The sequence below is a fragment of the Microcoleus sp. S36a_B3 genome (assembly GCF_036700745.1).
GTDB lineage: Bacteria > Cyanobacteriota > Cyanobacteriia > Cyanobacteriales > Microcoleaceae > Microcoleus.
Window position 1 is genome coordinate 65,025 of record NZ_JAUBPN010000020.1, and the last position, 24,170, is coordinate 89,194.

20 protein-coding genes and 1 tRNA gene are annotated in these 24,170 nt (G+C 44.8%); 6 read left to right on the top strand and 15 right to left on the bottom strand.

The features are described from left to right. Positions 1–2: 2 nt before the first annotated feature. Positions 3–266, bottom strand: coding sequence for a hypothetical protein (locus QUA01_RS20065; protein ID WP_333090133.1), 264 nt, complete (start codon positions 264–266; stop codon positions 3–5). A gap of 83 nt (positions 267–349) precedes the next feature. Here QUA01_RS20065 and QUA01_RS20070 point away from each other — a divergent pair, with 83 nt between their 5' ends. Both QUA01_RS20070 and QUA01_RS20075 read left to right on the top strand, forming a co-directional pair. Beyond that, positions 350–685, top strand: a complete 336-nt coding sequence (locus QUA01_RS20070; RefSeq protein WP_194012344.1) for a hypothetical protein — start codon at positions 350–352, stop codon at positions 683–685. Positions 686–867: 182 nt separating this feature from the next. Next, positions 868–2,220 (top strand): D-alanyl-D-alanine carboxypeptidase, encoded by a 1,353-nt coding sequence (locus tag QUA01_RS20075; protein ID WP_333090132.1) that lies wholly within the window; start codon positions 868–870, stop codon positions 2,218–2,220. Between the two features lie 239 nt (positions 2,221–2,459). On the opposite strand, the gene QUA01_RS20080 is transcribed toward QUA01_RS20075, so the two are convergent. Both QUA01_RS20080 and QUA01_RS20085 read right to left on the bottom strand, forming a co-directional pair. After that, positions 2,460–3,203 carry a TylF/MycF/NovP-related O-methyltransferase gene (locus QUA01_RS20080; RefSeq protein ID WP_333090131.1) on the bottom strand — a complete coding sequence of 248 codons (744 nt, stop codon included), beginning with the start codon at positions 3,201–3,203 and terminating at the stop codon, positions 2,460–2,462. Positions 3,204–3,839: 636 nt separating this feature from the next. Further along, positions 3,840–4,943, bottom strand: a complete 1,104-nt coding sequence (locus QUA01_RS20085) for an N-acetylmuramoyl-L-alanine amidase-like domain-containing protein (protein WP_333090130.1) — start codon at positions 4,941–4,943, stop codon at positions 3,840–3,842. Between the two features lie 390 nt (positions 4,944–5,333). On the opposite strand from QUA01_RS20085, the gene QUA01_RS20090 reads away from it, so the two are divergent. Further along, positions 5,334–6,791 (top strand): serine hydrolase, encoded by a 1,458-nt coding sequence (locus QUA01_RS20090; RefSeq protein ID WP_333090129.1) that lies wholly within the window; start codon positions 5,334–5,336, stop codon positions 6,789–6,791. A gap of 160 nt (positions 6,792–6,951) precedes the next feature. Here QUA01_RS20090 and QUA01_RS20095 read toward each other — a convergent pair. Together QUA01_RS20095 and QUA01_RS27495 are read right to left on the bottom strand one after the other, a co-directional pair. After that, a tRNA-Gln gene (locus QUA01_RS20095) sits at positions 6,952–7,023 on the bottom strand. A gap of 27 nt (positions 7,024–7,050) precedes the next feature. After that, complete coding sequence (locus QUA01_RS27495; protein ID WP_442921574.1) at positions 7,051–7,776, bottom strand: hypothetical protein; 726 nt, start codon at positions 7,774–7,776, stop codon at positions 7,051–7,053. Between the two features lie 653 nt (positions 7,777–8,429). Between QUA01_RS27495 and QUA01_RS20110 the strand changes: the two genes are divergently transcribed. Next, positions 8,430–8,819, top strand: coding sequence for a response regulator (locus QUA01_RS20110; protein ID WP_194013022.1), 390 nt, complete (start codon positions 8,430–8,432; stop codon positions 8,817–8,819). Between the two features lie 165 nt (positions 8,820–8,984). Here QUA01_RS20110 and cheB read toward each other — a convergent pair whose 3' ends face one another. Continuing rightward, positions 8,985–10,073, bottom strand: coding sequence for a chemotaxis-specific protein-glutamate methyltransferase CheB (gene cheB / locus QUA01_RS20115; RefSeq protein WP_194066582.1), 1,089 nt, complete (start codon positions 10,071–10,073; stop codon positions 8,985–8,987). Here cheB and QUA01_RS20120 point away from each other — a divergent pair. Then, positions 10,072–10,275 carry a hypothetical protein gene (locus QUA01_RS20120; protein ID WP_333090126.1) on the top strand — a complete coding sequence of 68 codons (204 nt, stop codon included), beginning with the start codon at positions 10,072–10,074 and terminating at the stop codon, positions 10,273–10,275. The genes cheB and QUA01_RS20120 overlap by 2 nt on opposite strands. Here the strand turns inward: QUA01_RS20120 and QUA01_RS20125 are convergent. From QUA01_RS20125 to QUA01_RS20150, 6 genes are all read right to left on the bottom strand, one after another. Next, positions 10,272–12,764, bottom strand: coding sequence for a hybrid sensor histidine kinase/response regulator (locus QUA01_RS20125; protein ID WP_333090124.1), 2,493 nt, complete (start codon positions 12,762–12,764; stop codon positions 10,272–10,274). The genes QUA01_RS20120 and QUA01_RS20125 overlap by 4 nt on opposite strands. Before the next feature lie 327 nt (positions 12,765–13,091). Continuing rightward, positions 13,092–13,271 carry a hypothetical protein gene (locus QUA01_RS20130; RefSeq protein ID WP_333090122.1) on the bottom strand — a complete coding sequence of 60 codons (180 nt, stop codon included), beginning with the start codon at positions 13,269–13,271 and terminating at the stop codon, positions 13,092–13,094. Beyond that, positions 13,268–13,591: a methyl-accepting chemotaxis protein gene (locus QUA01_RS20135; RefSeq protein ID WP_442922023.1), complete on the bottom strand. Its 324-nt coding sequence runs from the start codon at positions 13,589–13,591 to the stop codon at positions 13,268–13,270. The genes QUA01_RS20130 and QUA01_RS20135 overlap by 4 nt, the downstream gene beginning before the upstream one ends. Positions 13,592–13,697: 106 nt before the next feature. Then, entirely contained in the window at positions 13,698–15,158 is a 1,461-nt protein-coding gene (locus QUA01_RS20140; RefSeq protein ID WP_333090121.1) for a methyl-accepting chemotaxis protein, read from the bottom strand. Between the two features lie 446 nt (positions 15,159–15,604). After that, complete coding sequence (locus QUA01_RS20145) at positions 15,605–16,723, bottom strand: chemotaxis protein CheW (RefSeq protein ID WP_333090120.1); 1,119 nt, start codon at positions 16,721–16,723, stop codon at positions 15,605–15,607. A gap of 326 nt (positions 16,724–17,049) precedes the next feature. Further along, complete coding sequence (locus tag QUA01_RS20150) at positions 17,050–18,702, bottom strand: CheR family methyltransferase (protein ID WP_333090119.1); 1,653 nt, start codon at positions 18,700–18,702, stop codon at positions 17,050–17,052. Between the two features lie 35 nt (positions 18,703–18,737). On the opposite strand from QUA01_RS20150, the gene QUA01_RS20155 reads away from it, so the two are divergent. Beyond that, a complete protein-coding gene (locus QUA01_RS20155; RefSeq protein ID WP_333090118.1) occupies positions 18,738–18,917 on the top strand; it encodes a hypothetical protein in 180 nt (59 codons plus the stop codon). 147 nt (positions 18,918–19,064) lie between these two features. On the opposite strand, the gene QUA01_RS20160 is transcribed toward QUA01_RS20155, so the two are convergent. The 3 genes from QUA01_RS20160 to QUA01_RS20170 all read right to left on the bottom strand — a co-directional run bounded on the left by QUA01_RS20160 (position 19,065) and on the right by QUA01_RS20170 (position 24,107). Next, positions 19,065–20,843: a R3H domain-containing nucleic acid-binding protein gene (locus QUA01_RS20160; protein ID WP_333090117.1), complete on the bottom strand. Its 1,779-nt coding sequence runs from the start codon at positions 20,841–20,843 to the stop codon at positions 19,065–19,067. 364 nt (positions 20,844–21,207) lie between these two features. Then, positions 21,208–22,356 carry a circadian clock protein LdpA gene (gene ldpA, locus QUA01_RS20165; protein WP_333090116.1) on the bottom strand — a complete coding sequence of 383 codons (1,149 nt, stop codon included), beginning with the start codon at positions 22,354–22,356 and terminating at the stop codon, positions 21,208–21,210. A 428-nt stretch (positions 22,357–22,784) separates the two neighbouring features. Then, a complete protein-coding gene (locus QUA01_RS20170; protein WP_333090115.1) occupies positions 22,785–24,107 on the bottom strand; it encodes a four-carbon acid sugar kinase family protein in 1,323 nt (440 codons plus the stop codon). Between the last annotated feature and the right edge of the window lie 63 nt (positions 24,108–24,170).

Genomic DNA, 24,170 nt, shown 5'->3' on the forward strand with positions numbered 1-24,170 from the left:
TTTTAGCTGTACCTCCCGCTTCGCGTATCTTTCTGTGGCTGTGCCACTCCCAGACCGTCCCGGTCTACCTGGTTGTAATTAATTTCTGCATTTTGTCTTAATCCACTATAACCGGGTTTAATTGGGCTTATACGCGCCCGCGAGATTGCTGTGACGGTGGCAAAACTCGCCATCAAGACACGCAGCGACTCGTCGCTGCAACCACAAGGGCGATCGCGCTGCGGTTGATAGGTGGAGTAGGTGGAGAGAAATATCACAGTAGGCACAAAGTGATCGGAGACCTTTAAATCTAGCTTTAAACATACTACACTGATATTACACATATGTCCACCTGTCACGGAGAAAAATAATGCATACCTTACCTAGAACCTCAACCACCGAAATGGAAGTCACCAGCATCCGACTAGAAAGAGAGCTCAAGGAGAGACTCAAAGAGCTCGCGGGGAATCAAGGCTATCAAGCTTTGATTCGAGATTTGCTCTGGAATTACGTCCAGCAGAAGTCTGGAGAGTATCGCCAGATGTTTTGCCGAGAAGATATTCGAGCCAGCATTAATGCCACAGCACAGCAGGAGGAACGCTGCGCGCTTACAGGAGAAGCAATCCGAGTTAATGAGCCGATGTTATTAGGCCTGACGATGCACGGGGAAATGGTGCCGCTAAGTATGGGGAGTATGGCTGGATAAACCAGTCGATCGAGAATTTGCCCGGCCTGGGGTGAAGGCCCCAGGCGCTGAATATCAAATCCTGAAGCGTTTCGAGATATCTATTTAACGAAAGCAAGAAGACGAGAAGTGCGCGAAGGAAGATCGGAGAAGGAAGAGGTGCAGCTAATGCTAAACTTTCCATCGGGTGTGCCGCAGGATGAATGGTCAATTTGATGGAAAAATTTAAGGTAATGCTGAAAAACCGCTACTTGACTGCTGTAAGTTCGATCGCCATTCTCACAATTATTACCGGATGCGCCGCTACGGAATCACCCCAACTTGCAACTCCCTCTCCTGTAGCCGAATCTTCCCCGCCGCCGGTTAAACCGAGTCAGCCGTTAACAGTCTCTGTCAACAATTCCGAAACTGCCACAAATACCAAAATCCAGCAATATCTCAACGGATTGACAGCCCAAGGTTCTGCCAAAGAAGACCAAGGAATCTGGATGCAATCTGGCAATACTTTGCTAGCCAACCATCAAGGTACAGTTCCTCTGTCAGCAGCTTCCATTACCAAAGTAGCAACATCTCTGGTAGCCCTGCAAGAATTTGGGCCGGAACATCAATTTATTACTTTAATTAGTACCGACGGGACAATCAAAGACGGCGTATTAAAAGGCGATTTAATTATTCAGGGTAGCGAAGATCCTTTGTTTGTTTGGGAAGAGGCGATCGCCCTCGGTAACACCTTAAATAAAAAAGGCATCAAGCGCATCACTGGTAATTTGATAATTGTCGATAAATTTTACATGAACTTTGAATTAAATCCCCTCAAATCAGGAGAATTGCTCAAACAAGCATTCAACAGTCAAAACTGGCCCAGCGAAGCCGCCGCCCAGTATCAAACACTAGCTCCAAATACCCCAAAACCTCAAATAGTAATTGATGGTACTGTCAAAGTTGTGCCAGCACCTCCCACCAGCGTGCCTTTAGTCAAACATTATTCTTTGCCCCTCACCGAACTGATCAAAAAAATGAATCAGTACAGCAACAATCTCATGGCAGATATGCTCGCCGATAGTGTCGGCGGCGCGAAAATAGTTGCACAAAAAGCAGCAGCAGCAACTGGAGTTCCTCCCGCCGAAATTCAACTCGTCAACGGTTCGGGATTGAGCGAAGATAACCGTATTTCTCCCCGCGCCGCTTGTGCGTTATTTATAGCTTTAGAAGGCTATCTTAAACCTTACAGCATGACAGTTGCCGATGTCTTAACTGTAGTTGGAAAAGATAAAGGAATCCTCTCTGAACGACCGTTGCCAAAATTAGCAGTAGTCAAATCTGGCACGTTGGATAATGTTAGCGCTTTGGGCGGAGCGCTGCCAACTCAAAAACAGGAAACAGTATGGTTTGTTATTATGAATCGAGGGGCAAATGTCGAGGAATTCCGCACTCAGCAAGAGGTTTTGCTGAAAAGCTTTTTGAAGGATTGGGGAACTGTTCAAGCCTCACCGGCGGAATTAACGCCAAATCCTGCTAGAAAGAGTAAGGTATCTCGCAACGAAATTGTCAATTAATTTGGTTGTAGTCAGGAGTTTCGTCCTTGATTGTTAAGTAGCGTCAGGTTCGCCACAAGCACCTAGCCCGCTTAGGGATGCAATGGATGGATTTGCGTCATTATTAGGTGTTGGCGATCGGCAATAAACCAGATTTATTACCCATCGCCCAATTCCGAGGAGTTCCCTATTTACGAAGGTGATGAAACACTCTAACGATAGAAACACCCGATTATTATCCCCATAAAACTGCTCTGTCTCTACAACTTGCGAAAATAGCCGTTGGAATACTCACAAGCATAGAGTACAGACACTTTTTCAGGCTTGTCTGCAAAAAACTCATCACAAGCACGTTTTACACCAGGCGATTTGAATGGCTCAGCAGTATGTGGACGTGAAAACACCTTTTCATCATAATAAATGCCAAATAAGCAAATAGCTCCTGGCGTTAGACGCTCGTACACATAGGGTAGTACATATTGAGTAGAGCTATATATATCGCCGTCCACAATTGCAAAGCTGATCCGATCTGGAAGACATGAAGGAACAGTATCCTCGAACCATCCTTTATGAATATGTGGTAGATCCAGTCCAACATCGGAAAAATTCTTTTTGAATTTGTCGAGTTTAGCTGTCATCGAACCTTGAGCGTATATTCCATCTTTTATATCGTCTTCTTGTAGTTTTGGAAGCCCTTCAAAGCTGTCAAACACATGAAATTGTTTCTCCGGCGCATACTCATTCAGAATTTTTTGGATCACAATGGAGCTTTCGCCGGCATTACAACCCACTTCGACAACATCACCCTCTACTTTGTATGCTGCTATTTGGCTCGCCAAATGAAAAATATTCATTCGAGCTTCTATACTTGCCATACCAGGCGTTTTTGGAATAACTTGACCGTTCAATCGCAATTTATTCAATACCCGATTAGCCAAGCGATGGCGTTTGCGTGGAGTCCGGTGATCCCAATCAAAATAAGTTGCAATGAAAGTATTGTCCATGTCGTTTACTAGATGAAATTGTGAATAGTGGTTTAGAGAATGGATGACTTCACTTATAATCCTTGCGTCAGCAGCATAGCAGTGGAACCAAATTACATAGTTTTGAAGAGCGGTCGAAAAAACATTTTGGAACCTGCCAATAGCAAGGAATTTAAATAGAATAAATGAAAATCCTATCTTTGCTAAAAAGTTGAATAACGCTCACTTCATTGAGAATAGAGATAGAGTAGCGAAAGAAAATGTTGCTACCTGAGATACTCCAAATTGGTTTACTTCTCTAGAATTACACGCAGTTATGAAATTACGATGAAATGCCGATCGCTGCAAAGCATGAAATCATCTCCTTTTCAGAAGAAAGAGGCAATTAAGCTGTTGCGGCAATTAAATTTTATGTAAAAAAATAAAACAATGAGTGGGCCGTTGCTCTGAGCATCACCCTGAATATGCAATGTTTATTTGCGCGACAGCTTAACAGCTTTGCTTGCGAGAATTTTATCGGCTATATTTTGGGGTGTATTGTGGAGTGGGTTTTGGTGGTTTGTCTGAAGCATAAAATCATGCAAAAACACCAAAAATTGTAACAGGTTTGTAGTAAGTAAGGGCTTTAGTTTTTACTGTTGATAACCTCACATATCTTTATCTGGGATCGATCGCCCTAACGACTACAATGCCGATCGCGCTTTCGACTCTGCTAATATATCTTTGCAAGTCGTAAGCAACTGTCACAGCCCCAGCCGGCGAAGCATGAATTAAACCCAGATTCCCGTCTGCATTCCTGTACACAAAACCCGTGTGGGTGACATCCAATCCTTTAAGATCCGTGGCTACCGCCACAATATCCCCCGGTTTTAACTGAGAATAAATACTTTTTATCCGATTTGTCGGGATGTAATTAACAATCGTTTTGGCTAAGTCTGCTTCTTGGTTGACTATGCACTGATAAGTTGCTTCGTCTTTGACCATTTGCGGGTAACTGCTGCGGTGCTGGCTCATGAAATTTAGTGTTTTATTCATGGGCACTCCGCCTAATTCAGCGGTGATGTTTTCTACTGTTTTCCGTTTTTGATTGTCGTTAATCCACTCAGAAAAATAGTGCAGGCGGCTGCAATAACCGTTCATTTTACCGTTTACATACCGCTGTTGTTCTATGCGATTTACAAAGTTTTGATAGTCGTAATCTTTGACGGCTACGCCTCGCGAAATAGCCAAAACGGTTTCGACAAATAAAACGCAATCAAATTTATTTAAAGTTACGATCAACTTTTCTTCGCCGGAATTGTCAAGCAAATTCTCGGCGTAGGGTTTTCCTAGGAAATTGTCGGCGATCGCCTGTAGGATTTCTCCGATCGCGCGATCGGGCAAATTTTGTTGTTTTGCATACTGTACAATCTTTTCAAAACGTGCTATATCTTCGGGTTGTGCAGCATTTTCTCTCGCGGTATTGTCTGAGTCGGCTCCTCTAGCGAGCACTTCGAGCAATTGCGAATAGGAAATTTTAGATAAATTGTTGATTTCCCAAAACAGACTCGGGAAACTGGAAATAGTTTGGTTGTTTATTACGTCCCACTTTTCGCTTTTTTCCGTCAACTGGGCCGCTACATCCGCGCCCTGTGCTTTTGTTGGTCGATCGACAACAGCGACAGCAGGTGGAGGCTGAAATGCCCACACATCCGGTATCAAAGAATTATTCACAATGGCGATCGCAAATCCCCAAATAGCCGGACTCCAAAAATTTCTCATGTTTTTCAAAGGATTTTGCTTTAACCGAGTGCTATCCTGAAATCTTTACAATTATTAGAAGTCTGCATCAGCCTAGAAGAAAGCTCGAATTGGCAGTGGCGGACTCGGCTGATAAGTGTATCAGTCCATTTTAGATTTTAGATTTCAGATTTCAGATTTCAGAAATGAATCTCGGAGGGTCAACTACCCGGCCGCTTCGGGGTTTGTACCTGTTTTTGGGCTTGGTCATTTAAATTAGTTTCCCAAAAGAATCCGACTGTAAGCCCGCGATCCAAACCCTTATATAATCAGTGATTCGCAATTTTCAAATTTCAAATCTAAAATCTAAAATGGTATTATACGCCGACCTATTATAAACTTATCCTGCGAGTTTGATACCACAACACTGTAATGCAAGTAGACCGCCGACGCCCCCCCATCGGGCCCCAACGCCCCATCCAGCCCCGACAAAGCAGCAGCCGTCCAGTCCCATCCCGACAAAGTAGCAGCCGTCCAGTTGCATCCCCGCGCCCCATAGATTTCTGGGAAAAGTCGGTATCAATTCTTAAAATTATCTACGTTTATCTGCGTTCCTCTGCCTTATATCTGCGGTCTCTTTATCGAGAGAAGATGGATGCCAGAAGTTTAACCCAATCCCCACCCCAAAGCAGCCAGCGTCCAGTCAGGCGCAGACAAAGCAGCCAGCCTCCCGTCCAATCTCGTCGCCGAGTCAGGACGAAATTTTCTCGATTAAAATACGGCAACATCCTGTGCTTAGTTGCTGGGGCGATCGCGCTTTTTTGGATTGTCACAATACCCTTCAGAATTCGCCGTCCCCCAGAACCGCCAGTCATTTTGACTCAAGAACCCCTCTCGCCGCCGATAATTCAAACACCGGAAAGTTTAGTCGATCGTCAAAGCGAGCCTACCTTCAGCTACAACATCAAAACACCTCCTAATTTAACTTACTCTCAAGAATTGCAAGGGATTGTTGATGAAGCTGTGAAGATTGCGACCAGCAAAGGACTGCCCGCAGATCAACTATCAATTAGCTTAATTGATGTTAGCAATCCCCAAACCCACAGCATTGCCGGATATCAAAATCAAAGTCTCAGATTTCCCGCTAGCGTTGCCAAGTTATTTTGGATGGCAGCCTTTTACTCAGCCACCGAAAAAGGCATAATTACACAAAAAGAATCGGCCTCCAAAAATGACCTAGAACAAATGATTGGCTTCTCCAACAACGATGCCGCCAGCCGGATTTTAGACAAAATCACTGATACAAAATCAGGAGTCAGGCTCGCAGGAGAAGAGTTGCAAACATGGCTGCAAAAACGCACGCAAATTAATTCATTTTTCCAGTCAGCCGGCTACAATGATATTCGTATAAGCACCAAAAATTATCCCATACACTATTTGCATCAAGAAGGCCCTATCGGTCGTGACTTGCAATTGCGGGGCGATGCTTCGCAGCCAATTCGCAATCAAGTAACTAGCGATCAAGCCGCCAGATTAATATATGAAATCTATACTAGGCAAGCTGTTTCCAGCATCGCCAGCCGCAAAATGGCTTACTTGCTGACGAGAGATTTAGACCCCAAGGCCTGGAAAAATGACCCTACCAACTCGATCAAAGGATTTCTGGGCGAGTCTTTACCAACTAAGATTTATTTTGGTTCCAAGGTTGGCTATACTTCCAAATCCCGCAGCGAAGTGGCATTTGTCAGGACTTTGAACGATCGCGCGATTTATATCTTAGCTGTTTTTGCTGACGATCCGGCTTATTCCAGAGACGAAACAGCATTTCCGGCCATTTCGCGATACGTGTTCGATCGGCTCAACGCTCGCGAGATCAAAAGTTCGCAGTGATCTGATGTGGGGCGATCGAACAACCACAATAAAATTGGTTTGCAGTCAGGACTTTAGTTTTTTGATTCAGAAACACTGAAGTCCTCACTACAAACATAATTCATTGGTTCGTAGTGAGGACTTTACTCCTTCTGAATCAACCATTGTACAAACAATTTAACTGGGGCGAAAGGATTCGAACCTCTGAATGGCTGGACCAAAACCAGCTGCCTTACCACTTGGCGACGCCCCAACGTCTTAACCTTCATCATATTAGCATTCAAACACCTAAATCTGTCAAGCATTTTGACAGTAAAATCTCAAAAATATTTTTTAAACCGATCGCCCGCCAGTTTTTTGTTTGACCGGTGCGGGGCGATACAGCGGGACTTAAATCCAGAAATCTGCTCCCTGTAAGGGTTCCGAGATACACTTCAAACTGCCACCCTGTTGTTCCACCACAATCTGGTAACTGATAGACAAGCCTAGTCCCGTACCCTGCCCCATCGGGGTTAGTGGTAAAGAAAGGGTCAAACAAGCGGGATTTAGCTTTTTGGGTCAATCTCTGTCCGCTGTCGCGAATCCGAATCACCACAAATTTGCCGTTAGCGGAGCCCGCCCCTACGGGGGCTGCGCCAACGAAGAGGATCGACTTTCCAAACTCAGCATCCTCCCACTCTCTGGCCACCAGCGCCGTCGAGATGGCGATCGTCTTGGGCGCGGGCCGATTTTCCCAAGAGTCGATCGCATTCCCCCAAATAGTCATAAATACTTGGTTGAGAGCTCCGGGATAGCACTCTACCTTCGGCAAGTCGCCCCAGTCTTTAATTACCTCAATTCCCGGTATCAGCCCGTTGGACTTCAAGCCGCCCTGCAAAATCAGCAGCCTGCTGTCAACCCCTTCGTGAATGTCCACCGGCTTCAATACCGGCCCTTGCAAAACAAGCTCTGTATTTTGTGTCGGGAGACTGTTGGCACAAGTCGCGTGCAGCCTGCTTGCGCCCAACTCAGAGCAACCCCTTGACTGAAATTGAAACTTTTGAGTTATGGAATTAGGACACCGCAGATCTAAATACGATACAAATTATATTTCGACTTGACTGTGCTTTTTAATACTCCGGCTGGGTGAATCTAAGAGCCTCCCCAGGGAAAAAACACGCTTCACCCATACATCGCGGATAGCAGTTTACAGAGAATTTTTGAATAAGTCAGTCCTAGAGGCAGGCGAGGCACAAAACCCGGGTTTTTTTCCTCAAGCATCTCTGGGATGAGCAACGATTTTCCAAGAAACCGGATTTTTTGGAGCAAGTTCTCTAAATTTAAGTGTATTTTAAGGGACTTGTCTAATCCTGCGTAGGAGGCTTGCTGGTAGATTAAAATAATCAATTTGTGCCACAATACCAGTGCGGTTTACGAGTCTGTGCCACAGACTACTCAATTACAGTGAGAAAATGAAGTACAAAAGATTGCCAAAATGTTAAACTTTGTAACGATAGTTGGTCAAACTCGACCGTCGAGGGTTTTAGCATTGAGATGGAGATTTTGCAAGTGTTGTAATAGGCGCTCGACTTTTCTAGCCATCCCTGTTTTCGAGCCCTTCGACATGGCGAAAATTATGTTTTCTCTTTTCAAAAGTTATAAATAAACCGGGAGAAGAATATGTCTGCAACTAGCATTCAAATACCAACTATTTTGGCAGTTGATGATAGCGTAGTAATGCAAGGACTGGTCAAACAAGCCTTAAGCAAAGAGTTTCGAGTTCTCGTGACAGACAATGCAGTCGATGCTTTATCAACGATTTATCACGAACAAATTTCTGTTTTGTTGCTCGATGTTTCGATGCCTGGTATTGACGGATTGGAACTCTGTCGCACAGTACGAAGCTTACCTCAATTTCAAAATTTGCCGATCGTAATGCTGACAGCCAGAGATGGAGCCTTTGATAAGGTGCAGGGTCGTTTGGCGGGAGCAACCGAGTATTTAACTAAGCCCTTTGATGCTGAAAAGTTGCGCGAAGTTATTGGTAAGTTTATCACTCTCAAATCATAAAAGAAGATGGGCGCGGTTTCAACCGCCGTCTCCTTCTATAGCAGTTAGATCTCTCATATGAGGTATTGACAGATCGATCGCTCAATCCCTCAATCCCCCAATTCCTCAATCTAAAATGTCAACTCCTCACCACGCTTGAAAAAGGCTATATATTTTCCCTAAGTGCTAAACTTTTAACTTAGCCAACAGCAGGGGAGCGATCGCGCTGATGGGTAAAACGTGCTGAGCTGCACCAAGGGCGATCGCCTCTTTCGGCATTCCAAAAACCACGCAACTGTCTCGATCTTGAGCAATTGTCAAGCCTCCTACTCGCGCGATCGCCAGCATACCCTCAGCACCGTCTCTACCCATTCCTGTTAGCAAAACACCAGCAGCCCCCCTACCATAAAAATTAGCAACTGACTTAAAAGTTACCGTTACAGATGGGCAGTGTCCCCCTTCACCACCACCTTCCGAATAAATAAATCGCCCTTGAGAATCCAATTCTAAATGACGCTTTTCAGGCGGAAAATAAATAATCCCAGCTTGCGGTAATTCCCGCAAACCAGCTATTCTCACCGGCAGTTTTGATTCACAACCCAACCAGTTAACCAATCCCTGCAAAAATCCTTCACTGATATGCTGGATGCAAATTACCGGCACTGGCAAATTAGCTGGAAACTGCGAAATAATCGACTGCAGCGCTTGCGGCCCGCCTGTAGACGCGCCTACAGCCAATAATTTAATAGTATGAGGCTTAAGATTTTCCCTGGATAATTGGTAATTGTGCGCTGATAATTGATTAATTTTTGGGCTGGGGCGATCGCTTGTTTCGATTCCTCCCAGCCTTTGATGCCGCGTAAATACTTTAACTCCCGACAAAACTTTAACTTTAGCAATTAATTCATTCGCGAGACGAGCGTAATCTGATGCCAACCCGCCAATCGGTTTGGGGAAAACATCTAATGCACCTGCTTCCATAAGTTCAAATACATTTTGAGTATCGCTTGCTTGTACAGAAGCACTAATTATTAAAATCGGTCGCGGGTATTTTTTCATCACTTCCTGCGTGAATTCTAACCCGTTCATTTTTGCCATATTAAAATCCGTACAGATAACGTCCGGCTGAAGTTTCGGAATTAATTCTAGTGCTTCTAACCCGTTGCAAGCGGTTCCTACAACTTGGATTTCTGGCGAAGCATCCAAAATGCGCTTGAGGACAATCGTAGCTACTGGGGAATCTTCTACTAACAATACTTTTATGACCGAAGACATGAATTTTTTAAGTAATTGGGAATGGATAATTGGGAATTGGGCGAGCGCGAAGCGGAGGGATTGGGAATTGGGAATGGATAATTGGGAATTGGGCGAGCGCGAAGCGGAGGGATTGGGAATTGGTAGCCGTCTCTCCCACTCTCCCACTCTCCCACTCTCCCCCTCTTCCTTCCCCTTCCCCTTCCCCTTCTTCTACAATTAAACTAACCTTTTCAAGGTTTCAATCAATACATCTTGATTGAACGTACCTTTAGGAATATAAGCATTAGCCCCGGCATCAGCCCCTCTTTTTCGATCTTCATCCGATGCCAAAGATGTTACCAAAATAATCGGCAACTCATTGTATTCTTTTTGCTCGCGAATTTTAACAGTAAGTCCTAAGCCATCCAAATTTGGCATTTGTATATCTGAAATCAGAGCATCAAAGTAGCGAGTTTTTAATTTATTGAAAGCATCCATTCCGTCTACGGCTGTCACCACTTCATAACCTGCACCTTCGAGGATGCGCTTTTCTTGAGTGCGGGTAGCGATCGAATCTTCTGCTAAAAGTATAACTTGTTTGCGGCTGACTGTCTCAACGGGCGATCGCCCGCCAGAAACCTCACGCGACGAAACTTGTTTGCGTACAGATTTTATCAAATCATGAGGATTGAGTACCATACAAACTTCCCCCGTTCCGAGAATCGTTGCACCTGAAACATTTCGCACCCGTTTCAACAATTGACTTTGAGGTTTAATCACCACATCCTGTGCGTCAATCAAAGTATCTATAAATAATCCCAATCTTTCCTCCCCAACTTTCAGGACAATACAAGACATTTTTTGAGAATTTGAAGTCAGGGATTCTCCCTCTATTTTCCTGTTGAGTTCTTTCCAACTTTCCTCTCTCCACTCCTGATTTTGAGGCAGCCATTCTCCCTTGTTTAATTCTAATAAATCTGCCAAATACGCAACTGATAGCGGCTGAGCATCGACAAGTATAGTTGCTTTCCCTTCTAAAGTAAAAATATCAGAATTAGCCACCATTATCCCCGTATCAACAAATTCACTTGGCATCGCATAAGCAACACCTTCAACAGCTATAATTAATACATTAGCAGTAGCTATAGATGTGCCGATAGTTAGCCGAAAAATACATTCTTTTCCTGGTACAGATTCAACTTTAATGCTGCCTTTTAGTGATTCAACATTAGTCCGAACTACATCTAAACCAACCCCCCTGCCAGAGACTTCAGTAACAAATGTTCTGGTGGAAAAACCCGGAGCAAAAATCAACGATTCAATTTGGCTTTCTGTCATGACGGCGAGTGCTTCCGGCGTGCAAACGTTGCGTTTGACAGCAGTTTGTTTAATGCGATCGAGATTCAGCCCCTGGCCATCATCAGCAACTTCAATGATAATATTACTAGCAGTCTGGTAGCCTTTAATTCGGAGAGTAGCCACGGGAGGTTTGCCGAGCCTTTCGCGTTCGGCGGTAGTCTCGATGCCGTGGTCGATCGCATTCCGAATCAGGTGCATCAAAGGGTCTTTCATTTCTTCTAAAATGCGTTTATCAGCTAAAGTTTCCCCACCTTCAATGACTAATGCAACTTCTTTTTCTTCCTGCTTCGCCAAGTCTCTAACCGCTCGGGGAAATATATTAAAAATAGTAGACAAAGGCAGCAATCTAAGAGTGCGAATTCCTGAGCTTAATTCCTCGGCAATTAATTCGAGTCTAGCCGTATCTTCATCAACTAGATTGTTCAAGCGATTTACTAAAGTTCCCAGATGTTCTAAATGTTCTTCAGTCCGCTGGTAATATTTCTGAAACTGCATGAATATCTCGTTTTGTTCAGATCCGGTTTTCTCAGTTTCTATTTGATGATCGGCCAACCGATTTATAAAAGATTCTCGGCTCCAATCTTCCCACAAAGTGGTAATTTTTTCGAGTTCAGCAAGTCGGTGTACTAACCGAGTTTTGGTAACAGTTAGTTCCCCTGCTTGAGTCATTAAATCGTCTAAATTTTTGGTAGCAACGCGAATTGTTTCGATGCGGTAAGACGAACTAGAAGAACCATTCTTAACAGTCGGTTCGGAAGCCGATGTAACAGCGGGGCCAGAAGCGGCAGGCAATTTTTGAGATTTCGACAGCAATTCTCGCTCCGATTGTACCGTCAAAAAAGAGAAATTACTATCTAAATTAGTGGCTAAAGAAGTTTCATTATTTGTTTCTGGTGGCGTATTTTCCGAATTGGTAAATTGCGTTTTTACTAATGCTTGTTCTGGTACTTGTGAAGATGATGGTTCTGCTATCGGGGCGGCGGGCTGGGGATTGCTAGAAGCACCCATCATGCTAGCGAGCACGTAAAATGTATTGACACCGGAATCTTGACCCGTGACGGCTTCGTTAACGAGTTGGCGAAGCGCCTCTAAACCTTGGGAAAGTCGATCGCTAAGCTCTGGATTTAGTTGAGTTTCTCCCCGCTTGATACCTCCCAAAATATGCTCTATTTGATGAGCTAAAGATGCTACATTTTTTACGCCCAACATCCCAGCATCACCTTTAAGAGAATGGGTTTCCCGCAGCAATTCTTCTAACTTAGCTAAGTCTCTTGGGTGTTGTTCTAAGTACAGAAATCCATCGTCTAGTTTCTGCAAGTGTTCTTGACTAGCAATTTTAAATACATCTCGTAGTTCTTGATCTTCTATCATATATATCTTTGGATAATTGGTAATCGCTAATTGGTAATGGCTAATTCTTCAGGAGCATCTCAGTTTTGCAAAAAGCATTTTTTTATCATAGTGCGAGTTTAATATCTCGCGTATTGTACAAATCGCGAATGGGGAGGCTCGCACTGTAAATGCAAAACTGAAATGCGCCCAATTTTTGATTAAATCCATTAAATCCATTAAATCCTGTATACCCCTCGTTTCCGAACTTCCTTCTGACATCACAGACTTGAAATTTAATGCAGCTTCGTTAGGTTTTTGAGTGCCGATTTTGGCTTGAGTAATGCCACTGACTGTTTGAAAAGCGGCTTAGTTGAGAGAATTCATAGCATCACCTACTTGCTGAATAGCGAGCGCCTGCTGTTTAATATTAAAAGAAATTTGTTGATTGCTAGTAAACACCAGATTGCAAGCTTCCCGAAGCCCCGTAAAAGCTTCTGCCATATCTCGTGCTGTTTTCACCCCTGCTATATCAAATTCTCTCTTCATCGGAATAGTAAATTCGCTGTTGACTGTTGACTGTTGACTGTTAACTGTTGATTATTAACATCATGTATGAGTGCAACCGGAATTAATATTACTGCCGTTTTGGCTCCCTCTTCTGTTGCTTTCATAGTCGAGTAGATCGCACATTTAATCTCTGGAATAATACCATTAATCTTTTGTGCCACTTCTTGGCTTTCCTCTGCTAACTTGCGAATTTCCCTTGCTACCAACGCCAAACCTTGCTCGTACTCACCGGCTCTGACTGCTTTCACGGTGGCGTTGAGAGCCAGGATATTCCTATGGCTGGCTAAATCGCTAACCAAACTTGCTAAAGTCGAGATATTGCCAATCTGACTTGTACTGTCATCAGGAGGAAAAGGGGCTTACAGTTGCATCTTTTTGTGAAGCTATCAGAACTAATTGCTATTCTTAAACAACTGCTTTTAGATCTAAAGCAGCTTCATTCAATTTTTGAGTACCGACTTTAGTTTGAGTGATACCGGAAGCCGTTTGTGCTGCTGCTTGGTTGAGTGAGTTCATAGCTTCCACCACTTGCTCGATCGCGATTGCTTGCTGTTTGGCGTTCAGCGAAATTTGCTGAGAGGTCAAAACCACATTGTTAATTGCATCAGCCACTCCAGCAAAGGCTGCTGCGGTTTCTGAGGCAATATTTACACCAAATTCTACAGTTTTAGTTCCTTCATCTGTTACCATTACTGTTGAGTTAATCGCCTTTTGAATATCAGCAACTAAGAGATTAATTTGCGTAGCAGATTTTTTACTGCGATCGGCTAGTTTGCGAATTTCTGACGCGACAACGCCAAATCCCTTGCCGTGTTCGCCCGCCCGCACTGCCTCCACGGCAGCATTAAGCGCTAACATATTAGTCTGATTTGCCAAATCGCTAACGACTGTTGAGATATTGCCAATGCGATCGGTTTGCTCGCTCAACTGCATAATTTGCCCTTGCATATCCTGAACTTTTGTTTTCAGGGTTGCCATTGCTTCTAAAGTTTGTTCGACAGCTTTTGTACCTGTTCCAGCTAAATTTAAAGCTTGTATTGCTTGAGATGCGGCAGTTTCTATCTGCTGTGAAGTCGCGCGAGAAGATGCACCCAATTCGTCCATTGTCGTAGTAGTTTGATTGACTGAAGCTGCTTGCTGGCTTGCCATGCGTTCCTGTTCTTCAACTGTTGCTGCAATCTCAGTGGAAGAAGTGGCGATCGAACTAATTGCGCGATCGATAGTTCCGACAATTCCTGACGAAATCAGCCAAGCTATGCCCGCACCAAACAGCATTAAAAGCACCGAAGCAACCAGCAGCGTCGATACCAATAAGTGTAAAGCTTCCTTTGTTATCTGCGTTTTTTCCTTAATTATATTTAATTCGGCTTCCCGAAATACCCGGTTCACTTCCACAAATTCATTCACAAAATTTGTGTACTTGCCTGTATTAAATAGAGCGATCGCTTTCTCTTTTTGATTTTGCTGCAATAAGCGAACAATTTCGTTAGAACCATCATAATATTCGTTTACTAGCTCTCGCATCCTATACAAACGGGTTTTCTGGGAGGGATCTTTAACGATCTGCTCTACATTATTTGCCGACTGGCGAGCTAATTGTGCACCCACTTGAAAATCCTTTAAAAACTGCTGATTTTTATTAATTATATACCCGCGCATCCCCCGTACCATTTGCTCCGCACCTGCGGATATTTTACTGGTTTCTCCGATTACTTGCTCTACTCTTTCTGTTTCTTGGAAAGTGTTAAACACCTGATTGGTAGTAGCGATAACTATTACGGGAAACCCTAAGTATATAGTTGCTGGCACTAGATATCCGAGCAATATCTTGTTTCTAATGTTTAAATTGTTAATTTTAGCAAACATCTTTTTTCCTGAATTTAAGATAGGATTTCTGTTGGTAATATTGTGACGCTGCGCTTGTCGTTAGGAATACCGCCTTAACAACAGAAATCAGCCGGCAACTTCTGGGAGCGATGCCGTGCAGTGACACTAACAAATAATATCATAGCAAATTCCGTTTTATTGCTATAGCGGTTCTTAATTTTTGTGAGACATGAGGGCGAGTAATTACATGGCTTACACCCAAAGGTCAATCAACCGGGTTTTTAACCGAGATTGAGGTTTTTTCGGAAGTATTTGGGTGATAAAATTAGCTCTATGGCAACCTATATATAATTCCTAAATTACCAGTTACGAAAAATCCCAGTGTATGGCGCTTTTGTTGAGAAATGCGATATCTTTTCTTGAATTTCCAGTGGCGCGGAGTTCCTTGGTGTCGGCGCAATTGCGATGGCTGATAAAATCTTTTTTCAAACCTCCTCGTCAACAATAATTCCCCCTTGTTTCAGGAGTTTATGTAAGTTGAGAACAGCGATAAGTTTTTCTTTGTAGATAGTTGTACCGAGCAGATATTCGCGGTTTTCCGAAGTTAGTGCAGCAGGAATAGTCGCAAGCTCTGCCACATTCAAATATATAATATTTAAGATTTCATCAACAACTATACCTGCAACCAAATCTTCAATTTCAACAACGATCGCCTTAGATAGAGATTTTGTATCCGCCGACATATTTAAAACATTCCGAATATCCACTAGCGTCAGAATCTCGCCCCGCAAATTCATATTTCCAATAATGCGATCGGGAGTGCAAGGAACCGGAGTTACTTGGCGAATGTCAGTAAATTCACGCACTACCTCTAGATTAATACCAAAATATTCGTCGTTTAAGAGAACCACCGCCAGCGACAGATTAATTGCTTCAGAATTTTTGCGATCGCCCAAGAGCCTCAAATTATCAGCTCGCTCTCGAAAAATTGCCTTTTCTTCCGGCAGAGCATTCGGACAAAAAACGCGAGGCTGGCTCAAAAAATTAGCATTTTCTGCTAACAATTTTGGATCTATTTCTAACTGCAAATTTTGACCCTCTACCTTGCCGGCTAACGCCCCAGAGCCTGCAATGCTTGCAGAAAAAGGAATTTCTGCCTCTGTTTTGTCGGGAGAATATCGAATTAGGCGATCGAGATTTAGCAGCATGATCATATCGGCTTCACAGCGGGCAAATCCAGCTACAAAATGATGCGACGCCTCTGAGTTGTCTCGCCCGTAAGATAGCTGCGGAGTTATTGCATCTTCCGGGATCTGCTTAACTTCGGTAACTTCATTAACAATGATGGCAACTCGAACTTCTTGCCATTCTATAACGATCGCACTATCTGTCAAACAATACTCGTGCCACAGATACCCAAAACGAAGATTTAGATCCATCACCGGCAGAATAGAGCCCCTGAGATCGATCGCCCCAACAATATCTGGAGGCGCTTCCGCGATGGGTTTCAGCTCCGGTAGAAAGAAAATTTCCCGAACGCAGGCGACTTCTACACCCCAGAGCAAACCGTTCTGTTTAAATATAAGATACGGCTTAGTTTCCATATTGATTGTGACACTTTATTGACTGGGACTTGGGAAAAAGACATGGTTTTTGCGATCGTATTTGGCTTGGTAGCGAGCAAAGTGTGTCAACTTAATATCAAATGTAGTATCGATCTACTGTTTTACGATTAGGCCTCAGATCCCCCCTAGCCCCCCTTAAAAAGGGGGGAACCGGAAGATATCAAAGTCCCCGGACTATCCGGGGGATGCGAGGCTTGGATACACACCAGAGAGAGCAAAGATTTCAGACTTAAGTTTACACCAATGGGTAGCGAGGTACTTACCAAAAAAATTAGTTTGTAAATTCTCCCTGCCCGTCAGTTTTGTTAGCTGTACAATTTTACCAATTTTTTTTGAACATCCATCAATACTTGACTCGCTGTCATTTTTTCCTGCTGCTCTATCGGAGTATTGGGCGGTAGTTTTTTGAGAATTTCGCAGGATGAGTTGTACATTTTAATAGCTATATTTAGCTTACCTTCTTGAAGGTATATATTTCCGAGTTCGAGATAAGCTGAAACAAAAGATGGGCACAGATAAATTATTTTTCTCAAGATAATTTTAGCTGTTTCCAAATCGCCCTGTTCTTCAGCAATGTGCGCTTGTAAACAATAAGGAAATACTGACATAGAATCTACTTTGCTAGCTCGCTTGCAGTGATCGATCGCCTGAGAATAATTACCTAAATTTGCATAAATTTGCGCCAACAAGTAATCAGCATCAAAGGTCTGACATTGTAGAGATAACGCCTTTTTTGCCCAGTCAATTGCCTCAGTATAATTTTTATTTTTAAAGCATTGCTTAGCTTCTTTGATTAGCATTAAATAAGTTTGTTGTGGCGTTTTTTTGGTTAAATTAGAGTTTAATAATGCCCCATCTTTGCCCGCACAATGTTCCTCCACATAGCGACTTGGCAGTATTTTTTGCAATGGAGTATCTGCTGTTAACAACGACCCGATCTCCGCAAAATTGCCGTTAGCAAAACTAGCTGGCACCGTTTTTGCTGGTAGCAACTGACGGCTGTCGCTACCAACTTTCGCTCCCTTTCCCGATTCCCCAGAGGCTGATTTTACCTGGGATGCTGGTGTAATCAAAGACTCTATTTTACCTGGTTCATCCCCTAGGACATTCTTGGCTTGATAAACAACCGACTCCGGGAAAATTTTTGGTTGAAACTCCTTCATTACGTGATTGTAAACTTCCGCGTGACCGGTCATTAAATATCCTCCAGGTCTCAGCGTCTTGGCAAATTTTTTCAATACCTGGGAAATATATTTATATTCAAAATAAACAAAAACATTTCTGCATAGTATCAAATCAATGTTATTAATATCTGTGTAAATATTAGGAAAATTATCTGTCACTAAATTGAGATTGCTAAAGCTCACAAATTGGCGCAATGTTCTATCTATTACCCACTCGGTTTTTCGTCGGTCGAAATAGCGCGCTTGCAAATTTGGATCGACTAAGCGAAACGACCAAGGGCTGTAAATTCCCTGCTGCGCTTTTTCTATTACTTCTTGATTGATATCAGTACCTAAAACTAAAATATTCCATTTTTCCAAATCAGAAATTAGCTTTTTTAAAATAAAAAGTAAAGAATAAGGTTCTTCACCGGTAGAACAGCCTGCACTCCAGATTCGCAGGGTTGGCTTAATCCCCAATTGATCGTGTAGTTTTAATTGGCGATCGATCAATTCCGGGAAAATGACTTTTTCTAGGAGCGAAAATTGTCCTTTGTCCCGCATGAAATAACTTTCGTTGGTTGTCAGCAGCAGGGCGAGTTTGTCCCATTCGTTTTGACTTTCCAGACTCGCAGCAGCTAACATTTGATAATAATTATCGGGTAAGCCTATTTTTACAGCTTTCATCCGAGTCAAAAGTTTTTGAGTCAAAGCCGATCGATCTTGCGGGCGAATTTGTAAACCGGTGCGAGCCGCAATTAATTGAATAAATAGCTGAATTTGTGCATCGTTCATATCAACTCGGTAAATTTGTTTAGGTATAATTTATTATGATGGGGAATTGGGAATTGGGAATTGGGAATTGGGGATTGGAAATTGGGAATTGGAAATTGGGAATTGGGCCGATCGCACTCACCGCCACAATCCGAACGGAAATAAGATCGTGTCAGGTCGATCGACCGCAAGATTCGAGTTGGGGCGGTGAACTCACCCACAAAAACCATCGTTAATTTAGCAGATTGCGAGAGCGAAAACAGCAGGTAGAAAACAGACAGCAGCACGAAAAAAATTCGGCCGTTTGCTTTCTACCTTCCGCCTTCAATCGGTAAGGTGCGGCCCGCGCACCCTACACAATGCCCGTTCCAAATCCCGACTGTTTAAGCTGGAAAAATCCGCAGGCGGCGGTTGGGTTCTTCCCCAAAACTGTGAGATTTTAGGTGATAGTGTTCCACAAGTTCGTGCTGCATTTTGCGGACGTTGGGAGAACGCGGTAAGAGTTCCACCGGCTGTCCCTTGGGAATCACAATTTGCTCCACAGCCAAGCGGGTTTCTTCGAGAGCTTCGAGCTCGTCAGAAGTACCGCTGCGGGCGAATAAGGCGAGGTCTGCCACTTCCGGGGTGCCGGGGTCGTCCATGTCCAACAAGCGCCGCAAGGCTCTCGCTACGTGGGGAATAGTGCCGGCCTTAATTGTGTGCAGGGGAACTTGGCGAGTTTTGGCCAAGTGCCTTAATTTTGACTGGTTCCGCACGTTCGATCGCAAAGCCAAAACCACGTCAGCACTTTCAATATCCTTCGTCAACTGCACCGGCAAGTTCAGGGTGGAAATCACCTGTTCTAGCTGGTGGCGAGCTATGCCGTAAGGATAAACGTGGAGGGGCAAATCTTCGCCGTTAGGGCCGACGTTCTGCGAATAACGTCCCCGCTGCTGCGGTACTGGTTCCACGGACAGGGATTCTTCGAGGAGTTGCTCGAAATACCGACTCTCAGGAGCCACCGGCGCGCTGTTAGCTGCTGCGAATTTCTCGCCTTGAGGGGGCATCGGCACCATTTTGCCGGCACTGCGCCACCCAGAAATCGGTGTGACAGGTCGGATTGCTGATACCGCAGCGGGGCCTTGGCCGGAAGCTGGCATCCCTGGGAACCGGGCGGGGGGAGAGGCTGACTCGCGCTCGATAATTACTTCTCCGCTGTCGCTGACGCTTCTGATTTGCTGGCTTGGTTCGCGTCCCCGCAGCAGGCTGTCGATCGAATCTGAAACTCGCTCGTGAATTACCCAGCGCTGGCGTTCGAGCATTTCGACCGCAATTTCAAAAGTAGGCGGCGATTTGCGTTCCAAAACTGTCTTTTGAGAACCGCGCCGCCTTGCTTCGTCATCTCCTAGTGTCACCGCTTGGATTCCGCCAATTAAGTCTGCCAGAGTCGGGTTTTTCATCAAGTTTTCGATGCGGTTCCCGTGGGCGGTACCGACCAATTGCACGCCCCTTTCGGCGATCGTCCGAGCGGCCAAAGCTTCTAATTCGGTGCCGATTTCGTCAATCACGATCACTTGCGGCATATGGTTTTCCACTGCTTCGATCATGACTTGGTGCTGGAGTTCGGGACGGGAAACTTGCATTCTGCGAGCTCTGCCGATCGCCGGGTGCGGGATGTCTCCATCTCCGGCGATTTCGTTGGAGGTGTCGATGATTACCACTCGTTTTTCCAAGTCGTCGGCGAGCACGCGGGCGATTTCGCGCAGGGCTGTGGTTTTGCCGACTCCGGGGCGGCCTAGCATCAAAATTGACTGACCGGTTTCCACTAAATCGCGGATAATGCCGATCGTCCCGAACACAGCGCGGCCCACCCTCAATGTCAAGCCGATAATCTCGCCGCTGCGGTTGCGAATGGCGCTAATTCGGTGCAGGGTTTGCTCGATACCGGCTCGATTGTCGCCGCCGAAGCTGCCGACTCGATCGATGCAATAGTTGAGGTCTGCTTTGGAAATCGGTGTTTGGGAAAGATGTTCGGCCGAGGATGGAAAACGAGCTTCTGGTCGGCGGCCCAAGTCCATTACAACCTCAATGAGATTGTTGCGCTGCGGGTGCTGCTCTAAGGGCTGCCGGATCTCGTCTGGCACGATTTCTAATAATCTGTTGAGGTCGTCTGTAATCTGCATTCGCCTCGGTGTGTTCGGTTCAGTGGACAGTGGACTGTTGACTGTTGACTGTTGACTGTTGACTGTTATCAGTTGACTGTTATCAGTTGACTGTTGACTGTTGACTGTTTACGCATCGGTGGCTAGAAACCCGGCTTCGACGAGTTTTGAGTTGGGTAACGAGAAATATACTAAGAAACCGGGTTTTACTCTTGTCGCAAGTGCGATCGTGAAATCGCAAAATACAGTTGTTAGTTATCAGTTGTTTTGATTAACAACTAACAACTAACAACTAACAACTAACAACTAACAACCAACAACTAACAACTAACAACTAACAACTAACAACTAAGAGAGCGGGCACGGGGCACCTACCAACTAACAACTAACTTTTAATCTGGGAAACTAGAGAACGAGCTAAACTCACGGCCTCCGAGAGAAGTTCTGGGACGGCTTCGAGTTGATTCAACCGAGGTGTTGGAACTTCGGCTGCGCTGTGAGCGGCTGCCACGGGAACGGCATAAGCTCGATCGCTCTGCATTGTGTCTAATTGTTCTAAAATTGGCGACAGCAAAACCCTGGCATAGCTGCCGTAAGCTACACCTGCAATGTATTGGACAGGAGGAACTGACAAATTTTTTCCGCCATCCAAAAGCAGTCCAGAGGCTCTGAGTTTGCTGACAGTGCGATCGTTAGTGCCTCCTGCAAGTTGCACGAATCCCGGCAACTGGGCAGCCAAAACTTTTTGACCGAGTTTGACGGAGGCTCTAGTAGTTCCTATTCCGATATCTCCGCTCATTGGCCTACCGTCGGTTTGCCAAATTAGGGGACAAGGAAGGGGGGAAATTATTTGATACAGTGTCCGCAAATAGTCAATCAAATTGTCTCCATCGGGGCAACTAATTGCTATTAATTTGAGTCGATAGACCCACGGAGCTATGCTCGACCAAAGTCGCGCAAAATCTACTTCTCTGCCTACTTGCGTGTGGATTTCTAGGGCATCCGCACCGGATTGCAAGATTAAAGGTGCGATCGCAGCGGGAGCAGACACGTAAGAACGAGTGTAGATTAATTGGCTCGGACAAATTGGCAGACAGCGACCGCAGCCATAGCATTGCTGGTCTATCACCCCGGAAAAACCCTCAACAGCTTCCTGAAAAACTATTGCGGAGGCCGGACATATTTTTTCGCAAGGCCGCCAGCAGTCCGTCGGACAATCGGCTGGGTTGAATTCGGCCTTGCGAAAATGCGGGTCTTCCCCATCGTTTAAACTCACCATCAGCCAGGGCAACCCTTTGCCCCCAAACCTGCGGTTGGGGGTTTTTGCCTGTAATTCGCTGGCAACTTGTAGGGCTTCTTTTGCTGCTGCGACGGCGGCGGGATCTGCCGCGACATCGATACAGTCAGCGCCTGCTAAGGTGTAAGCCAAGGTAAGATTCCGAACCGCAGGCAGGTGTTGAAAGCTCGCCCCACAGATCAACTTGAACCAGCGGCCACCTTTTAATGAGTTTAGGGGATGATAATGTTCTGTCACCCTTATATGCTAATCCTTTCAGCTAAAAATTACGAGGTGCAAATTTCTACTTAATTTTAAAATTGAGCCTGGTACAAGCTGCAAACGCTACTGATAGCAGTAGCTCTGGTGCTGTTTGCCCTATATGTAGAGTTCCGAGGTAACTGTTTTTGATAAATCTAATTTTTTTGAGAGTGCCTAACGATGACGCGATTTTTAAGTTTGGCGATTGGCTTGACTTACAGACAGACTTTCTACCGTATCATATTTGGGAGGATTTGGCAAGGGAAAGGTAGACTAGAGATTTTTTTTTTGAAGTTGCCGTGCAGTGGCAATGGTCATAAAGTTCGATCGAGCTTTGAACCCAATTGACCAACCGCAGATGAACATTCTCCTCCTTGACTAGGAGCTACATTCATCTGCGTTAATCAGCGATTCAACGAGCTATACTACTTGCTCAGCCGCTTGTAAACCGTAGCCAAAGCATGGCTATCCCCCACATTTCCCGGAAACAAAACAACTGGTAAATTGGGAAACAGAGGATGATCTGCATCGGTTTTCACCACCGAACAACCTGCGATAATTTGACCGATTTGCCTGACACTTTTCAGCGACAAACCTGTACTCAAAACATCATTAGAAGTAATGCCGCCCTTGCTAATCAAAAAGCCGATATCCGCAGGCATTCCCCGCACGACATCCATCAACAAAGCAGAAACAGCCTCTCCAAATTTTAACCGGACTTCGGTATTTTCAAATTCGAGTTCCTTGCGGCTGGTATAAATTACAGGCGTTTTACCATCGGCATGAGCAGTGCTAGCTTTTTCGAGAATTTCATCGAGCATTTGGGTGCGATACTCTGGTGAATCTTCTAGCAAGTGAGATACATCTATTTCAATGCTAACTATATTGGGTTCTTTTAACAAGCGTTCCAATTGTTCAGTAGTTTTCTTAACGTGGGAACCAACTATTACTGCACCCGGTTTGCCATCCCTCACATATTTGGCCATTTCGTCGGCTGCTACTGGCTGCGGGCCGAGGTCAGCTAAGGATGTTAAAATACTCGCTGCGCTACGGAATAAAAACTTTTTGCCTTGACTGGCTGCCGCGAGAATGTGTTTGGCAAATGTGTCTAAATCGCCTTGGCTTTCGCCGTCAACAACTGCACATTGGTTGTCTTTCATCTCCATCAGTCGATCTAAACTTCCGTAGCGTATATCTGCGAGTAAAATGCGATCGACTGTATCAGCTTTGATGCGACCTTTGGTTTTTTCTTCTACGTAGTCGGGCAGGTAACTGTGACTGTAGCCGAAGACTGAATCTTTGGCAAATTCGGTTTGGTGTACTGGTATTTCGACGCTGTTAACTATTAGGTAGTGTACGCTGTTGCGGGTAATTCTGCCTCCTTCAAAAAAGGCGGGAATTAGAAAATGTGCGTCGAAGGGGCCTAGTTCTTCGGCGATCGCGTCGGTTTCGATGGGATAGTGGCCGCGCAGGGTAGAATCGGAACGGCTAACTATTAGGAAGTCTTCGATTTTTTCGCTGGCGATCGCCCTTTTTAGATTTTGGCACACTTCGCGGGTGACGGAGGCTGCTTTTTCGGGAGTTAGCGATCGAGTATTTGTCAGTATAAAAAAAATCGGGGACTTGTCCCGCAGCCCCAAACGCAGGGTATCTTCGTCCCAACGTGTCAGCAGCAAGCAACTGTGCACGGTTTGCGAACCTGTTGGATCGTCGTCGAGAACTATAATCTTGGGTTGGCTAGAAGACATACTGACCTTGTTGTTAACGTCACCTTTCCAAGATATCCTTACCTGTTACTTAACAGCCAAAAA

What these genes read in the sequence shown, in the direction of transcription:
- QUA01_RS20085 (WP_333090130.1), bottom strand. Translation starts at nt 4,943, where the DNA reads ATGAGAAATTTTTGGAGTCCGGCTATTTGGGGATTTGCGATCGCCATT.
- QUA01_RS20075 (WP_333090132.1), top strand. Translation starts at nt 868, where the DNA reads ATGGTCAATTTGATGGAAAAATTTAAGGTAATGCTGAAAAACCGCTAC.
- QUA01_RS20170 (WP_333090115.1), bottom strand. Translation starts at nt 24,107, where the DNA reads ATGTCTTCTAGCCAACCCAAGATTATAGTTCTCGACGACGATCCAACA.
- QUA01_RS20110 (WP_194013022.1), top strand. Translation starts at nt 8,430, where the DNA reads ATGTCTGCAACTAGCATTCAAATACCAACTATTTTGGCAGTTGATGAT.
- QUA01_RS20155 (WP_333090118.1), top strand. Translation starts at nt 18,738, where the DNA reads ATGATGGGGAATTGGGAATTGGGAATTGGGAATTGGGGATTGGAAATT.
- QUA01_RS20120 (WP_333090126.1), top strand. Translation starts at nt 10,072, where the DNA reads ATGAATTTTTTAAGTAATTGGGAATGGATAATTGGGAATTGGGCGAGC.
- QUA01_RS20160 (WP_333090117.1), bottom strand. Translation starts at nt 20,843, where the DNA reads ATGCAGATTACAGACGACCTCAACAGATTATTAGAAATCGTGCCAGAC.
- QUA01_RS20070 (WP_194012344.1), top strand. Translation starts at nt 350, where the DNA reads ATGCATACCTTACCTAGAACCTCAACCACCGAAATGGAAGTCACCAGC.
- QUA01_RS20130 (WP_333090122.1), bottom strand. Translation starts at nt 13,271, where the DNA reads ATGAAGAGAGAATTTGATATAGCAGGGGTGAAAACAGCACGAGATATG.
- QUA01_RS20080 (WP_333090131.1), bottom strand. Translation starts at nt 3,203, where the DNA reads ATGGACAATACTTTCATTGCAACTTATTTTGATTGGGATCACCGGACT.
- QUA01_RS20125 (WP_333090124.1), bottom strand. Translation starts at nt 12,764, where the DNA reads ATGATAGAAGATCAAGAACTACGAGATGTATTTAAAATTGCTAGTCAA.
- QUA01_RS20150 (WP_333090119.1), bottom strand. Translation starts at nt 18,702, where the DNA reads ATGAACGATGCACAAATTCAGCTATTTATTCAATTAATTGCGGCTCGC.
- cheB (WP_194066582.1), bottom strand. Translation starts at nt 10,073, where the DNA reads ATGTCTTCGGTCATAAAAGTATTGTTAGTAGAAGATTCCCCAGTAGCT.
- QUA01_RS20090 (WP_333090129.1), top strand. Translation starts at nt 5,334, where the DNA reads ATGCAAGTAGACCGCCGACGCCCCCCCATCGGGCCCCAACGCCCCATC.
- QUA01_RS20140 (WP_333090121.1), bottom strand. Translation starts at nt 15,158, where the DNA reads ATGTTTGCTAAAATTAACAATTTAAACATTAGAAACAAGATATTGCTC.
- QUA01_RS20145 (WP_333090120.1), bottom strand. Translation starts at nt 16,723, where the DNA reads ATGGAAACTAAGCCGTATCTTATATTTAAACAGAACGGTTTGCTCTGG.